Below are 14,895 nucleotides of genomic sequence, written 5' to 3' on the forward strand. Positions count from 1 at the left end.
TTTGATTACATGTGAACATCAAGCAAATGTCCGCCACAGTGCCGCTTTTCTTCTTATAGCGATCTTCGATTTGGCGGACGCCACTCATCTACTTCGATCTGCATACGTGCACGCCAGGAATCCAACGCGTGCAAGTGAGCCAAGTTCGACAACTGGCCCCACTGGTTCAATAGGCATTCGGATGAACGAAACTTTTGACGACGGTCGCGGCAACGATCCGCATGTCGAGCCAGAACGACCAGTTTCGCAAGTAGAAGAGATCGTGCTGCACCCGTCCGATCATCTTGTCGATATGATCTGTTTCGCCACGAAAGCCATTGATTTGCGCCCAGCCAGTAATTCCTGGTTTGATGCGGTATCGGTGGATATACCCGTCGACAAGCGGCTTATAGTGATTGTCGTGCTCGATTGCGTGCGGTCGAGGGCCGACGACGGACATGTCGCCTCTCAGGACATTAAAGAACTGCGGCAACTCGTCGAGGCTCATGCGTCGCAGGAACAGACCCACCCGTGTGATGCGAGCGTCACCGCGCGTAGCCTGGCGTAGCGCACCTGCCTGCTCGTCGTGTAGCCGCATAGTCCTGAATTTGTAGATGCGGAAGACGCGCCCGTCCGCGCCTTTTCGGAGCTGGGTGAAGATTACGGGGCCTGGCGATGATAGTTTCACCATGATGGCAATGACGAGTAGTACCGGCGCAAGCACGGTGAGGACGAACGCAGAAAATAGCCGATCGAATAGCGCCTTCTTCAGCATTGCTGCATTCGACAAAGGCGACGCCATCAGATTGATGGTCGGCATGCCGATAAGATCTGTTACGGCGCCGCCGATGAGCCCGATACTTCCCATGTCCGGCATCAAGCGGATATTGACGAGATCGTCACCAAACGTTTTGAGGACAGCCTGAATCGTGAGCGCTTCCGCTAACGGCAACGCTAGCCAAAGCTCGGAGATGTCTTCGGCTCGAACAAACGTAGCGAATGCATCAACGTCCGCGAACGTCGACACGGCAGATGACAGAACACATTGCTCGGGCGTGTAAAGCGCGACGGCCCGGAATCCGCTCGCTGGCGACTGGGCGAGTTGCTCGATGACATAGCGGGCATGCTCGCCATTGCCAACCACAGCGACCTTGCGCAGATTAAGCCCTGCGTGACGAACACGCCCAAGCAACAGGTAAGCGATCGTACGAATGCCGATCAAGCCGATGCCGGTGAGGCTGGTCCAGTATGCGAACCACAACCGCGACACGTGGTCTGTCCGATGCATCATGAACAACAACACGAGGCTTGCGGCTTGAACGGAAATCCATGCAAAGCACACTTGGCTGATCATCGCGATCGACGACCGCCCGCGCCACGACACGTAAATCTGGAATGCTGGAAATGCTACAAGCGTAAACATGGTGACAAACGACACGAGCATGAAATCGGGCCGCTCGAGCGCGGTGCTGTCAAGGCGGACGTCCGACGCGACGATCGCACCGATAACCACTACTAGTCCGTCCAGAATACGTGCAACAATTGATCGGATTCCGATCATGATGACCCCGGCATCGCTGGATCTGCGATCGTTCTCAGACCTGCGATCCATTTTATTAACATGGCTTGAAGCCGGAAATATCGAATTCGGCGCCATTCACGCGCGAATCAAATTTCCGCAACGCCCGACGATCCGAACATTCCGGAAACGGGCTGAAGCCTCCTTTAACCTAACACCGTGCGAGCTGGCCCAACCCGCACGCGCTTCATTCGAAAATCGAACTGAAAATCCAACCGAATCACCTTCGCCGAGACACCCGCTCAGTATGTGAAGAAGACTATGTGGTAGCCGCTTCCCGAGACCGCGAAGACGAGATACTTTGGTCTTCCCGACCATTAGTGAAATTCGTGTCAGCGACCCTTTATAAGCAGCTATCATGCCAATCATAAAAAGAGTCGTTTTCTATAGTCGTTAAAGAGGGTTCACCGCTCCGGCAGCGCCATTTCCCGCGCGTACGGCACATTTCGGCGTAAAAAACGAACTGCGCGGCGCTGTGTGGAAGAGCGTTACGTCGAGAGTCACGTAACACGGCAACGACGTTACGTCGTGACGGCACGGGAGGCGCGTTGTCTAGAACGGCTGCGACAGGCCAAACGACTCAACGTCTGGCTGGAAAGAGAATCGACTTTCAAGCCATCAGGAATCTCATCGTTGCGTCACCGCAAGTGTCTGTAGGCTCCATCCAACCAGATTTCAAGTTGGCTGGGGGCGACGTCGACTGAGACATTAAAGAGAGGATGCGGGGGTTGGGCAATACCGAAGAGCGTTGACCGTCTACGGAAGCTTTGTATAGCTTCAAAGGTCGCTGACACGGCGGCAGCGAGCGGCCGCGCCTCGGACGACCCAAGTTCGGCCAACACCGTCGCCGCGAAAGGCCTGCACGTTTGTCGAACAGAGTTCGCCGGTGACCCACTATCTATCACCCGCGGCGCAGGTCTATTCGTTCGGCTGGCCTGCTGCACCTTGAATCGCCGATGCAATACGTGCTCGTAGCAGCATGACGGCGAACCGGTTATTCGTAATTAAATATCGCTTCCACATGCGTCTTGGTTCCTGCGCGACCCGAAAGGCCCATTCCAGCCCGTTGCGCTGCATCCACTGCGGGGCTCGACGTACTTTTCCAGCGACGACGTCGAAAGTCCCGCCGACTCCCATTACAAAGTCGACACCGAGACGATCCTGCCAGCGATTAATAAAGCTTTCCTTCTTCGGCGAAGTAATGGCGACAAAAAGAAGTCTTGCGCCGGATCGTCGAATTTGCTCAACCACCTTCTCCTCGTCGTCCCAGAAGTATCCGTGATGAAAACCAACGACCTGCAGGCCGGGGTACCGTGCCGTTGTCAATGATGCCGTCCTTGCCACGATCGCTTCCATCGCGCCCAGGAAGAACACGGGCAGACCGCGCGCCACGGCCATCTGCAAAAGTCGTTCAAAGAGATCCACTCCCGCAACTCGCTCCGGCACAGAATGGCCTAATAATCGCGCGCCCCAAACTACGCCCATCCCGTCAATGTTGATGATGTCACAAGCCCGGACCGACGCGTCGAGTACTGGGTCGGTCTGCATGCCAACAAGTTTCGCGACGTTAACCACCACATGTTGAGTAAATTGTTTGCGTTCAATTCGATCGCCAATCATGTTGACGGTCTCATGCATGGTGGCAACATCCATCGGACATCCAAAAAGCTCGATCCGTTTCATTGTGTCATCCCCGGTAGGTACTCAAACCCTCGTTGTCTTTGCTCTTGAAGTTCACCTTTCAAACGAATGCGATTAGCGTATGCCCCGATCGCGTAAAACGCCCAAGCTTGCGTCCAGCGAAGATAGTTGATTCGGTTTGTCGTCAGTTTCCCTTTCTGGTACATGAAACGACGTTCGCGTGGCATATAGAGCGTGTCTACTGCACGCTCAAAGATCCTGGTTGCCAGGAGGTGGTCATCATCGCCGGAATCAACGCTTTGCAACGTAAGCAACGCTTGAGCAACCGAATGCGTATCAAGCGGCCAGACTGAGTTGTCGTAGTATTTGACTGTGCCGTCCGGGAGAAAAAAATTGTCCCGGTAGTAAGCCATTCCTCGGCGTATCGCTTCATCGAATTCATCGAACTTCACAGTGCGTTGCAGGGCTGATAGCGCTTCCAGGTTGTAACCCGTATGGAACCCATCCACAAACGAGTGGTGGTCCCGCGTACCATATTGCCATGCACCGTCCGCGCGTTGCATCGTCACTGTGCGGCGCGCGGCGCTGATCGCCCGATGCATCATCGCGTCGTCCCCTAAGCGATTTGCAGCTTCTCCAGCGACCGCAGCGGCCCAAAGGTTCGCGTTGTGCACGAACGCGGATTCGCCGGGGATATAGGCGTAATATCCTCCGTCCGCCCGGAAAAGCGAATCTACGAAGAGACCTGCGTCCGTGGCGGCCTCCAGCAATCGCGGCTCGCCCGTCTCAAGTCCGAGCGCGGCAAGCGCGCGCGCTACATAGCAGGTAGTAATTGCATTGGGCGTACCAGAGCGGACAAAGAAAGCGCGTGCGGCCCAGTCAAAGTGATATCCCCAGGCACTGTGCTTCCACTTCTCGCGGTCACAACGTTGCTCCAATAACCATTCCGCTAGTCGGGTGGCCTCCTTAATACTCCATCCGTCGCACAATCGTCGTTCACGCTCGATAAGTCCCAGAATGATCAGCGCAATTCCTTTCGGATTGCGGCGGCGCGGCACACCGACAAACGGCCTCAGGTTCCAGAGGCTGCGCTTATGAAGCTGCAGCCACGCAATCTTTGCGAAAGGCAGAGCGCCAAGCTTTAGCTGTTTGAAGAACGAGCTGTTGAGGCCATCAAACGGGTCGTATCCGGCATAATCGCTCGCGCGACATTGTGCAATCAGTATGTCAGCCAGCGAGTCGGCATCGAGGCGGTCCGTCATTTGCTTTGCTCCAAGTGCTTAGCCGTTGATACTAGTTCTCCGGCGCCAAACACATGAGCGTTGCGATAGCATTGAACATACCGCTGCACAATCGACGTCGAACGATAAAGGGCACATGCACGCGCTAAGCCGGCGACACCCATCTTGCGCGCATGCCCAGGATCATCGAGTAGCTTCGATATCGCATCCGCCAGTGCTCGGGAATCACGCACATCGACCAGATATCCGCTGACTCCTTCCACGACCAGGTCGAGGAACCCGCCTAATCGCGTTCCGACAACTGGCAAACTGCAAAACATCGCCTCCAGTGTCGCAATGCCGAAAGACTCGAAATGACTCGGCATGCAGAACAGACTCGCTCCGCGATAAAACGCAAGTTTCGCGTCGCCCTCCAGCCAGCCTTCGAAGATCACGCGGTCAGCAATGCCGTGCTTAAATGCTATACGCCTCCAGCACTCAACGTCACCCATTCCGGCCACTCGTACCTGGATATCCCGGCCCTTTCCCGTTAGCTCGGCGACTGCGCGAAACAGATCTTCCAGTCCTTTCGCTTCGCTCAGTCGTCCGGCAAAAGCAATGTATGGCCGCTCGCATGCCTGCGATCGATGTGTGAAAACTCGCTGTTCGGCGCCGAGGGCCATATTTCCGACCACGTGGACCGCATCGGTACCTCGCTGACTTTGCAGCCAATTAGCCAAAGGTGTCGAAACGGCGATTACACAATCGACCCTCTGTAGAAACGACCTGCATAGGAAGCGCGTGAGAGGATCGGCGTTCTCAACGAAGCGCTCGAAATTCCCAGAATGCAAATGAAAAACCGTACGTTTCCTTAACACCGCCGCGACGAGAAAAAGGACAAATTTCCGGTACAGCGAGCCTCGCTCGGATACATGGAAATGCACGACATCAGTTTTTTTGGCAGCGAATACGAAACTTGGAACGTCGATGAAGGCAAACGCCAATATCCCGCCAACGGTTCGGAACCCGCGCGTTTCAAAGAACGAAGTGGACACGCCGGCTTGTTCGAACGTGCTTCGTAGCATTGCCAACTGCGAGAGGACCGACGCAATGCCGCCTCTTTGCCCGCGACCGGGCCCGACATGAAGGATGCGAATGCTCATCACGAATTTCCCGGTAAGCTCACCCGGCCGTTCTCCCCCAGACCGCAGACTCTCATTGCAACAACGCAGCGATAGGTGTAAGTGTGTCGCGTATCAATGACTGCCTGCATACCCTCAGCCGATCTTGCGTCGTCTAGACCATCGGTCCCGACATGTCGAATACCCAAGCTCGTGGATTTTCGCCGTGTCACGAGAAGATCCCTCGCGTATCGACGAGAAGCTTCGACTGCAATCGGCGTCTGTTGATATCCTTGAACTCGCGGTGATCGACCAACAGCAAAACTATATCGGCCGCTTCGATCGCGCTAGTGAGGCTAGTTAGCTCAACCTTCCCACGCAGCGCCTCTGGTAGGACCGCCACGTTTGGCTCAACCACCACAATGTCTGCCACGCGCTCGTCGGCTAGTTGATTGACAATGTCTATGGCCGGACTCTCACGCAAATCGTCGATATTGGCCTTGAATGCAAGACCGAGACAGGCAATCACTGGAGCCTTGAAACGTGCCGCCAGCTGTTTCGTCTGCTCGATTACGTAGTGAGACTTGCCGTCGTTCACTCCGCGCGCGGTTCGAATCAGTTTCGCCTCGTCAGGTGCGGAATCGACGATGAACCAGGGATCGACTGCAATGCAATGTCCGCCGACACCTGGACCAGGCTGAAGAATGCTCACACGCGGATGGCGATTGGCGAGACGAATGAGTTCCCACACGTTGATGTCGAGTCGATCGCAGATCATCGACAGTTCATTTGCATAGGCAATGTTGACGTCACGAAACGCGTTTTCGGACAGCTTGCACATCTCCGCAGTACGAGCGTCTGTCAAGATGCAATCCCCTTGAACAAAGATCTGGTATAGATCGCGAGCCAACTCGCCACAGCGGCGCGTCATGCCGCCGATCACGCGGTCGTTCTGCACGAGTTCTCGAATCACGTGTCCCGGCAGAACGCGCTCCGGACAGTGGGCGATTCGTATGTCGGACTGCTCGCCAGCATGTTGTGGAAACGTCAGATCGGGGCGGCAATCAGCGAGCCATGCCGACATCTTTTCAGTCGCGCCCACCGGCGAGGTCGACTCGAGGACGACGATATCTCCCTTCTTAAGTACCGGGGCAATCGAACGGCTTGCCGCCTCTATGTAACTCAGGTCTGGCTTATTGCCGTCGCAAAACGGTGTCGGGACGGCAATGAGAAACGCGTCAGCTGGTTCAGGGATCAGTGTCGCGCGCAAATGGCCTTGGGTAACGGCCGCATGAACCAGCATGTCCAGTTCAGGTTCGACGATATGTATCTCGCCTTTGTTGATGGTATCGACCGCGCTTTGCGATACGTCGACGCCGACAACCTTCTTCCGGCGTGCGGCAAATGCTGCAGCAGTGGGCAAGCCGATATACCCAAGTCCAATAATGGAGATGACATCGAATGACATAGCGTTGGTCTCGTCGCTTAATAAGTCTTTTTTCTGGGAAGCTTCAACTGCTTGCCGCCGAACTACGTGCTCGAAAGCGCAATGGTGGTGCTCGCGAGCAACCAGCGTCGTCGATGCCGACATGATTCGGCTCAGGTCGGCCACAACCCAACCGAACGGTCCTTATCTCTATTGCGTGGGCCGCTTGGTCGTGTCTCGCATAGCTAGCCCCCGGCGCTATTTCGTGGTCGTGCCGGTGCCGCCGGTTCCCCCCGTAGCACCGGTATTGCGGGGCCAAACCCTGCGACATGACGCCATACTTCGAGCGGAAGTAATGTGTTCGACCGTCAATGTCAGTTGCACCGAAAGCATAACCCCCGGTCAGGCGATCGTTTGAAACAGAATTCGCTGCAACTTATGTCTCTACTTCCTGCGCTATTCGGGCAGCGCGCAACCTATAAAGCACCATGCGTGCCAATTGCATTTATATTCTTGTAATTGTCAGCGGCTACTCCTTGAAGAGCGCGTCCACGCTTGATCTGTTGAGATAAGATCATCACGATGGACTGTCCGCCCGCTTCGGTTAAATTGCGATGCACCGCGCGACGTTACGTAACGTCGCGAGCGCTTGTCACCCTTTCTGCCGTAGCGCCAACACACTTCCCAACCCAGCCTGCGGACGCGCGAACCAGAACCCCTGCACCAATGCGTCGGGCCACCGGCTCACCCACTGAAACTGTTCTTGAGTATCCACACCGCTCACCACCACTCGCACATCGAGCGCATGCAGCAGGTCCATGATCGCGGTCATCACCGCCGCGCCACGCTTATCGCCCGGCACTTTCGCCATTAACTCGCGCGCGACAACGACGGTGTCTACATCGAGTGACCCGAGCAATGCGAGCGACGATGCGCCATTACCCCACTTGCCTATCGAAAGACCGACACCTGCTTCCCGAAGACCCTCAGTCAGCGTACGCAAGGACAATAACTTTGCTGCTTCCGCGCTATCGGTAACTTCAATTTCAAGCAGAGAAGCCGGCACGCCATACGAATCGGCGACTCGCATGAGTTCCTCTGCGAAAGAATCGAGCAGCGCCACTTGAGCAGGCACCGTGATCGCGACCGGCTGCACCGGCAGCTTCGCGACGAGAGCGCCGCGTAATTCACGGCACACGTCGTCCACGACGAAAGAGAACATCTCGCGCGCAACGTTCGGATGTTCGAGCGGCATCATGAAAATGCCCGGCAGCAGTAAGCCGTAGTCCGGATGCGTCCATCGAACTTGCGCTTCACAGCGTGCCAATACGCCACTCGCGGCGCGATAAGCGCCTTGAAACACGAGATGGAATTCGCCTGCGCGCAGTCCGTCGCCGACGCGCCTTTCGAATTCGCTCAGGCCCAAGGAAGCATCGCCGGAAGTAGCCGCGTCATTCTGCGCAACATGGTCGATGCGTGAGTCCAATGTGTTTGCAGACGATTCGGGTTGTGCATAGTCGAGCGTGTGCATGGCGGAAATGTGTTATCCAACCCCGTCCACGTATGCACATGTCGTGCCAAGTACCCGGCTCAATGCGTAAAGAGAAGTGGAAGAAGAACAGAGAACCATGCCGCACAAGCGTTCTCGAGGAAAAGAACAAATTCCGCAGTGGGGCGAATCCACTTCGCCAAACGTTTGCGTGAATCTGCGCGTAACGTAGCATTCCGCGTGACGTTACGCTGCTTCGCTCGCTACGTGATTGTGTGCGAAGACATCCAACAAGACAATTTGACCGAGTGAAATAGATTGACTAGTATCACTGTCAACAGCAGCATGTAAAACTAATAACATCCACAGTACTCAGACGAGTCCGATGCTAGAAATTCCCCTTTCAGACGCCAATTGGGCCCGCGTCCAGAGTCTCTTCCCAGTGCTTTCATCAACACGTGGACGGCCTCGCCGCAGCGATCGCGATATCCTCAACGCGATACTCTGGCTGCAACAACGAAAAGAAAAATGGCACAGACTTCCTGCGACTTTCCCGCCGCAACAGACTTGCTATCTCAGGTACATGGCATGGAAAAAGACCGGTGTGCTGGAACAGGTGAACGAACGCCTTCCTCTGCACGATCCGGATATTTCGAACGTTTGATTAATACGTTTTCATTTGCCCAAATCCCGCAACGACGGGGAAGTGAGGCGCGATCTAGCTCGTCACGCCGATGACAAAACCCATCCCAGCGCACCGGTTGCGAGATCGCCAGCCGGCGTGCCCAGCGCGAACGTGACCAGCACCGCAGCCCAATAAAAAAGCTCTCGGCGTCGGTGAAAACACTAAACGCAAGGCATCCACAATGTACAGTTACGCGATTCAATTCGCCCTTGAACCGCTACAACGCAACAGCAAACGCTTCGCGCGGTTCTTCTTCACGCAGAATGTAGCCAAGCCCGCGTAAAGTCATGATGTTCGCGCTCGACGCTGCGAGATGCTTGCGCAAACGGTGGATATAGATATCGATCGCATCGGCGCTCGGTTCGTCGTCGAGTGTGAAGACTTTGTCCATTAGCGTCGCTTTGGAGACTGTCTTGCCCTGTTTCAGCATCAACGTCTCGAGAATGGCATGTTCACGCCGACGCAACGGCAAAGGCTCGCTTTGCAGCATGAATTCACGCGAGTCGAACAGATAGCGCAAGTCGCCGCACTCGATCGACTGGCCCTTGTCGCCAGCCGCCTGACGGCGGATCAACGCCTTGATACGCGCCAGCAGTTCGCGTGCGTCGAAGGGTTTGACGACATAGTCGTCGGCGCCGGCGGAAAAGCAGGCGACCTTGTCGTCGGTCGAGCCATTCGCGGTCAGCATGAGCACCGGCACGTTGTCGCGTTTGCGACGCAGCCACGCGAGCACATCCTTGCCGCCAATGCCGGGCAAACGCAAATCGAGCAACACAGCGTCGTAGCATTGCAGGCCAAGCAGCGTCTCGGCCTGTTCGCCGTTCTCTGCCCAGTCGATCACAAACTGCTCGACCTGCATCAGGTTCATCACCCAGCGCGCAAGTTCCGCATCGTCTTCTACAAGCAGCAGTTTCATTGTTCTTCCCTCATGTAGTCGCGCGTCATGTGGCGGCAGTCCATATTTGCATTCCCACCGTGGCGACAAGGCCAATACCATCCGCTCCGGATTCGAGCGTGACGGTACCACCCTGGCGATGGGCAATCTCCCGCACGATCGGCAGGCCGAGGCCCGTGCCGTCTGCGTGACCCGACGCGCGATAGAAGCGTTCGAACACTCGCGCCCGCGCCTCGGCCTTGATACCCGGTCCGTTGTCGATCACACGCACGATAGCCATGTCGTCACGGCGCTCGGTCTGCACGGTGACGCGGCCGCCCGGCTGGGTATAACGCAGCGCGTTGTCGACGAGATTGGTGACGAGCGCCGCGGTCAATGCCTCGTCGCCGGTGACGATCATTCCGTCTTCCAGTTCGGCGCCCAGATCGATTTCACGAGACTGCGCAAATGCAATCAACTCCTCCAGAACACCGGCGATCAACGCACTGAGATCGACGCGTTCGCACGCACTCACAGGCGCGGCGGACTCGGCCTGTGCGAGCAGCAGAAGTTTGTTTGTTAACGTGGTCAGCTTGCGGCTGCTCTTATGCATGCCCGCCAGCGCTTCGGCAAGTGGCGCGTCGTGGTTTTCACGCTGGCGCGCGAACTGGATTTGCGCCACCAGCAGCGTGAGCGGCGTGCGCATCTGGTGCGCGGCATCGGAAATGAATTGCCGCTGAGTCGCGGCCTGCTGACCCATGCGCGCGATGCACTGGTTGATTGCATCGACAATCGGTCTTAGTTCGACATGCAAGCGCGCAACACGTATTGGCTGTAGCTGCGACGGATTACGATCGGCGACGTCGTCTTTCACTTTCATCAGAGGACGCAACTCGAAAGTCAATCCGAGGTACACGAACACCATCGCGAGCACGAGCGTGAGCACCTCGCCGAATAGCTGCGGGCGCAGCAGCCGCCATACCATCGCGTCTCGCGAGCCCTCGGTTTTTGCAACCGCGACGATGACTTCCTCCGTACGCCCCGTGTCGTAAAGTTGCCGGACGTAGGCACCGGCGCGCACGGTGCGGCCATCTTCAAGACGGGTGACATAGAGCGTTGGGTTGTCACCGGTGTGCGGCGGCAGTGGCAACTCCAGGCTACCGGCTACCAGGCGGTGGCTGCTCGCCTCGATACGATAGAACACGCTGTCCTGTTCCGGTGACTCGAACAGCTCCAGCGCAGCCGGCGGAATCTGGATCGAGACATTGCCGTTGTCCCAATCGATATCCTCGCCGATGATGCGCATGGACGAGAGCAACGCATTGTCCTGCACGAGATCCGCAGTGGTCTGCGCATTGCGGAAAGAGATCACACCGGAAATGGAAACGAACGCCGCCAGTGGCAGCAGTAGCCACCACAGCAAGCGTCCGCGCAAGCTGCCTGAAAACACGATGCGTCGCCCCTCTCTAAAGGATGCCGGCGCGCCTTGTCGAGAGAGGCGCGCCCAGCTTCCGCCTTACGGCTTTACTTCATTGACGAACTGATTAGTGAACGTCCTCGACAGATCGATATGACGACCCTTCACCGATGGGTTGAAACCCGCCAGCACCTTGAGCACCGTTTCCGGCCCGTCGGCGGGCATCTTGCCGTCGGCGGTGTACATGGGCAGCGTGGCCTTCAACGCGCCCACGTAGAGCGCCTTGTCATTGCCGATGTAGTCTTTCGGCATTTGCGCCGCGATCTCGTCTGCGCTATGTGTATTCAGATATCGCAACGTCTTCACGAACGCGCGTGCGAGTTTGGCGGCCTCTTGCGGATGCCTGTCGAGCCACTCGCTCTGCACATACAGGCTCGATGCCGGATACGTTCCGCCGAGCGCGGCGCGCGTGCCTTCGACATTGCGCATGTCCACCAGTACCTTGGCGTCACCAGATTTGAGCAACTGCGAAACGGTCGGCTCGGTGGTCATGCCGGCGTCGATCCGCCCTTGCCGGATCGCGGCGATAAAGCTGTTGTCCGCGCCCACTGGCAGCACCGTGTATTGTGAACGCGGCACACCTTTGAGGCTGGCCAGGTACTGCGTGAGAAAGTTGGTCGACGAGCCGAGCCCCGTCACGCCGAGCGTTTTACCCTTCACGTCGGCCATGCTTTTGATCGAACCGGCCGCCCTGGTCGCGACCATCTCCACTTCGCCGGGAACCTGGCCGAACACGACGATCGCCTTGACTTCCTTACCCTTGGCTTGCAGATCGATCGCGTGATCGTAGAAACCGACCACGGCCTGCACACCGCCCGCGAGCAATTCGTTTTCCGCATCGACGCCCGCCGGCTGCGATTGCAGTTCGACGTCGAGCCCCTCTGCCTGAAAGTAGCCTAGCTGTTCGGTGAGGCGTGCGGGTAGATAGATGAGCTTGGTAATGCCGCCCACCATGATGACGGTTTTTTCGGGTGAGTCCGCGTGCGCGTGCGCCGCCGGCTGGGCGAGCAGCAAGATCGTGAGCGACGCCGCGACGGCGGCGTGGACGGCGTGCGCAACGCGCGTCACAGCATGAGGCATGGTGGATGTCTCCGTTGTTTTCCGCATCCGCGGTGGGCGCCAGGGGGACCGCCTGCAAAAATTCTAGGCACGCGAAGCCTTCTCAAAGCTTTCGCCAATGGCTTTGCCGCCCTAACTGCGGGTTTGTCCTGAGTCGTGCTGGAGTAACGGCTCTAACCTGCTTTAAAACGCTCTGCCGCGGCTCGCGGAAACGTCACGCTGATGTGCACGCCTTTGCCAGCCTCGCCCGGCTTGAGCGCGATCTCGCCGTGATGGGCGTCCGCGATTTCACGCACGATAGCGAGTCCCAGGCCGGTGCCCTCCGTATCCGCCGACGCCCGGAAGAACGGCTCAAACACGCGGCTGCGCGACTCGGCCGGAATACCGGGACCGTCGTCCAGCACGCTTACAGTGACCGTATCGGCGTCGGCGCTCACGCCCACGGTGACATGGCCGCCGCTGCCCGTATAACGGATCGCGTTCTCCGCGAGATTGGCAATCAACGCCTGCAGTAGCCCGCGGTGCCCCACCACCGGCGCGGCACCGTTCAGCTCTGCGCCTAGATCGATGTCTCTGGCCTGCGCGAGCAACGCGAGGTCCTCCACGACTTCCAATGCGAGCGGCACCAGGTCCACCGTTTCCACCGCGAGCTGCGTGTTGTCGGCGGCCTCGGCCTGCGCGAGCAGAAGCAGCTTGTTCGTGAGGCCTACCATCGAACGATTACTGCGATGCATGGCGGCCAGTGCTTCGTCGAGCGCGGGGTTCAAGTCGTCCTGGTGCCGCGCGAACTGCAATTGCGTGCCGAGCAACGTTAGCGGCGTACGCAACTGATGTGCGGCGTCGGCGATAAAGCGGCGTTGCGCGGCCACCTGCACGCCGAGCCGCGCGATGCATTGATTGATCGCTTCCACGATCGGCCGCAACTCGGTGTGCAGACGCTCGACGCGAATCGGCTCCAGCTGCATCGGGTCGCGATCCGCCACCTCCTCTTTCACTTTCATCAGAGGCCGTAACTCGAAAGTGAGACCAATGCAAACCAGCGCGACCGCCAGCACGATCATTTCGATTTGCCGCACGAGTTGCGGTTGCCACAATTGCTGAGCCATGGCGTCACGCGAGCGCACGGTTTTGCCGACCGTCACGCGCACGCGGCGCGTCGCGCCGTTGTCGTACATGAGACGCACGAGCCCGGCCGCGCGCACATTGTGGCCTTGCAGATGGGTGTCGTAGTGATCCGGCGTATCGGCTGCCTGCGCCGGACGCGCGGGGAAATCGGGGATTCCGGCGAGCAGGCGTCCGTCGTCGACCTGCACGCTGTAGAACACCTGGTCGCGGTAGGGAGAGACGAATACTTCGAGTGCGGCGGGCGGCACATCCACACGCAGAAAGCCGTCCACCCATTCCACTTCGCCCGCGATCATGCGCGCCGACGAAATCAACTGATTGTCCTGCACCAGATCCGCCGTGCGCCGCGCATTGTCGTATTCAGCCTTGCCGGTCACGAACACGTACAACGCGAGTGGCACCAGCAGCCACCACAGCAGACGCATGCGCAGACTATTGGTCATCTTCTTTCTTGCGCAGCAAATAACCGAGCCCGCGCAACGTGACGATCGCCGCCGAACTGCCGTCGAGTTTCTTGCGCAGACGCGAGATGTAAATTTCGACGGCATCTTCACTCGGCTCGTCGGCGAGCGTGAAGATAGCGTCGACCAGCGCCGGCTTCGTGACGGTTTTGCCCAGACGCAGGATCAACGTTTCGAGTACCGAACGCTCGCGTGGCGTGACGTTCAGCGGCGCGCCCTTCAGCGTGAACTGCCGCGTGTCGATGTCGAACGCGAGATCGCCGCACACCACTTCGCTCGCCTTGGAAGGTGACTGCCTGCGGATCGCCACCTTGATCCGCGCGATCAACTCGCGCACTTCGAACGGCTTGACGAGGTAATCGTCCGCGCCGGCGCCGAGCAGTTCCACCTTTTCGTCGATCGAACCGCTCGCCGTCAGAATCAGCACCGGCGTCGCGTCGCCGCGCTGACGCAGACGCCGCAGCACGTTCTTGCCCGACAGCTTGGGCAGATTCAGGTCGAGCAGGATCACGTCGTAGTGATTGGTGCGCAGAAGCTGGTCGGCGGCGTCGCCGTCCTGCACGGCGTCGAGCGCGAACGCCTCCTGCTCCAGCATCTTCGCGAGCCAGTGCGCCAGCGTGGGGTTGTCTTCGATGAGCAGCAGCTTCATGGCGGGAACGGCAAAAGTCAGGCCGTCGATTGTGCCGTAAAAAAAGGGGTTTGCGCGCGTGCTGTGTGTTGTGCGGGAACCGTCGCGACGTTTTAGGCAGGGTCGGCGGA

The 14,895-nt window shown here is 58.0% G+C and carries 12 protein-coding genes; 1 reads left to right on the plus strand and 11 read right to left on the minus strand.

Annotated elements, in window-relative coordinates; translation table 11 throughout:
• Nucleotides 1-166 precede the first annotated feature (166 nt).
• From B0G82_RS24920 to B0G82_RS24945, 6 genes are all read right to left on the minus strand, one after another.
• Complete coding sequence (locus B0G82_RS24920) at nucleotides 167-1,540, minus strand: undecaprenyl-phosphate glucose phosphotransferase (protein WP_121309387.1); 1,374 nt, start codon at nucleotides 1,538-1,540, stop codon at nucleotides 167-169.
• Between the two features lie 936 nt (nucleotides 1,541-2,476).
• On the minus strand, nucleotides 2,477-3,241 hold the full coding sequence (locus B0G82_RS24925; RefSeq protein WP_121309388.1) for a WecB/TagA/CpsF family glycosyltransferase: 765 nt from the start codon (nucleotides 3,239-3,241) through the stop codon (nucleotides 2,477-2,479).
• Nucleotides 3,238-4,461: an aspartate-semialdehyde dehydrogenase gene (locus B0G82_RS24930; protein WP_121309389.1), complete on the minus strand. Its 1,224-nt coding sequence runs from the start codon at nucleotides 4,459-4,461 to the stop codon at nucleotides 3,238-3,240. Before B0G82_RS24930 ends, B0G82_RS24925 begins: the two co-directional genes overlap by 4 nt.
• Entirely contained in the window at nucleotides 4,458-5,582 is a 1,125-nt protein-coding gene (locus tag B0G82_RS24935; protein WP_121309390.1) for a glycosyltransferase family 4 protein, read from the minus strand. The genes B0G82_RS24930 and B0G82_RS24935 overlap by 4 nt, the downstream gene beginning before the upstream one ends.
• Nucleotides 5,583-5,769: 187 nt before the next feature.
• Nucleotides 5,770-7,008, minus strand: a complete 1,239-nt coding sequence (gene wecC, locus B0G82_RS24940; protein ID WP_116149000.1) for a UDP-N-acetyl-D-mannosamine dehydrogenase — start codon at nucleotides 7,006-7,008, stop codon at nucleotides 5,770-5,772.
• A gap of 610 nt (nucleotides 7,009-7,618) precedes the next feature.
• The gene (locus B0G82_RS24945) at nucleotides 7,619-8,392 is read right to left on the minus strand and encodes an EAL domain-containing protein (protein WP_241974831.1); all 774 of its coding nucleotides are present in this window, start codon (nucleotides 8,390-8,392) and stop codon (nucleotides 7,619-7,621) included.
• A gap of 448 nt (nucleotides 8,393-8,840) precedes the next feature.
• Here B0G82_RS24945 and B0G82_RS24950 point away from each other — a divergent pair, with 448 nt between their 5' ends.
• Complete coding sequence (locus B0G82_RS24950) at nucleotides 8,841-9,119, plus strand: transposase (protein WP_106278699.1); 279 nt, start codon at nucleotides 8,841-8,843, stop codon at nucleotides 9,117-9,119.
• A gap of 238 nt (nucleotides 9,120-9,357) precedes the next feature.
• On the opposite strand, the gene B0G82_RS24955 is transcribed toward B0G82_RS24950, so the two are convergent.
• The 5 genes from B0G82_RS24955 to B0G82_RS24975 form a co-directional block, all read right to left on the minus strand.
• Nucleotides 9,358-10,056: a response regulator transcription factor gene (locus B0G82_RS24955; protein WP_121309391.1), complete on the minus strand. Its 699-nt coding sequence runs from the start codon at nucleotides 10,054-10,056 to the stop codon at nucleotides 9,358-9,360.
• A 25-nt stretch (nucleotides 10,057-10,081) separates the two neighbouring features.
• On the minus strand, nucleotides 10,082-11,464 hold the full coding sequence (locus B0G82_RS24960) for a sensor histidine kinase (protein ID WP_121309392.1): 1,383 nt from the start codon (nucleotides 11,462-11,464) through the stop codon (nucleotides 10,082-10,084).
• Nucleotides 11,465-11,530: 66 nt separating this feature from the next.
• The gene (locus B0G82_RS24965) at nucleotides 11,531-12,571 is read right to left on the minus strand and encodes an ABC transporter substrate-binding protein (RefSeq protein ID WP_121309393.1); all 1,041 of its coding nucleotides are present in this window, start codon (nucleotides 12,569-12,571) and stop codon (nucleotides 11,531-11,533) included.
• A 152-nt stretch (nucleotides 12,572-12,723) separates the two neighbouring features.
• Nucleotides 12,724-14,118 (minus strand): sensor histidine kinase, encoded by a 1,395-nt coding sequence (locus B0G82_RS24970; protein WP_121309394.1) that lies wholly within the window; start codon nucleotides 14,116-14,118, stop codon nucleotides 12,724-12,726.
• Nucleotides 14,108-14,785, minus strand: a complete 678-nt coding sequence (locus tag B0G82_RS24975) for a response regulator (protein ID WP_011492737.1) — start codon at nucleotides 14,783-14,785, stop codon at nucleotides 14,108-14,110. The genes B0G82_RS24970 and B0G82_RS24975 overlap by 11 nt, the downstream gene beginning before the upstream one ends.
• Nucleotides 14,786-14,895 lie beyond the last annotated feature (110 nt).

This window comes from Paraburkholderia sp. BL17N1 (assembly GCF_003634175.1).
GTDB lineage: Bacteria > Pseudomonadota > Gammaproteobacteria > Burkholderiales > Burkholderiaceae > Paraburkholderia.

Excerpts from the sequence above, each read along its gene's own strand:
- B0G82_RS24920 (WP_121309387.1), bottom strand. The coding sequence starts at position 1,540 with ATGATCGGAATCCGATCAATTGTTGCACGTATTCTGGACGGACTAGTA.
- B0G82_RS24925 (WP_121309388.1), bottom strand. The coding sequence starts at position 3,241 with ATGAAACGGATCGAGCTTTTTGGATGTCCGATGGATGTTGCCACCATG.
- B0G82_RS24930 (WP_121309389.1), bottom strand. The coding sequence starts at position 4,461 with ATGACGGACCGCCTCGATGCCGACTCGCTGGCTGACATACTGATTGCA.
- B0G82_RS24935 (WP_121309390.1), bottom strand. The coding sequence starts at position 5,582 with ATGAGCATTCGCATCCTTCATGTCGGGCCCGGTCGCGGGCAAAGAGGC.
- wecC (WP_116149000.1), bottom strand. The coding sequence starts at position 7,008 with ATGTCATTCGATGTCATCTCCATTATTGGACTTGGGTATATCGGCTTG.
- B0G82_RS24950 (WP_106278699.1), top strand. The coding sequence starts at position 8,841 with ATGCTAGAAATTCCCCTTTCAGACGCCAATTGGGCCCGCGTCCAGAGT.
- B0G82_RS24955 (WP_121309391.1), bottom strand. The coding sequence starts at position 10,056 with ATGAAACTGCTGCTTGTAGAAGACGATGCGGAACTTGCGCGCTGGGTG.
- B0G82_RS24965 (WP_121309393.1), bottom strand. The coding sequence starts at position 12,571 with ATGCCTCATGCTGTGACGCGCGTTGCGCACGCCGTCCACGCCGCCGTC.
- B0G82_RS24970 (WP_121309394.1), bottom strand. The coding sequence starts at position 14,118 with ATGACCAATAGTCTGCGCATGCGTCTGCTGTGGTGGCTGCTGGTGCCA.
- B0G82_RS24975 (WP_011492737.1), bottom strand. The coding sequence starts at position 14,785 with ATGAAGCTGCTGCTCATCGAAGACAACCCCACGCTGGCGCACTGGCTC.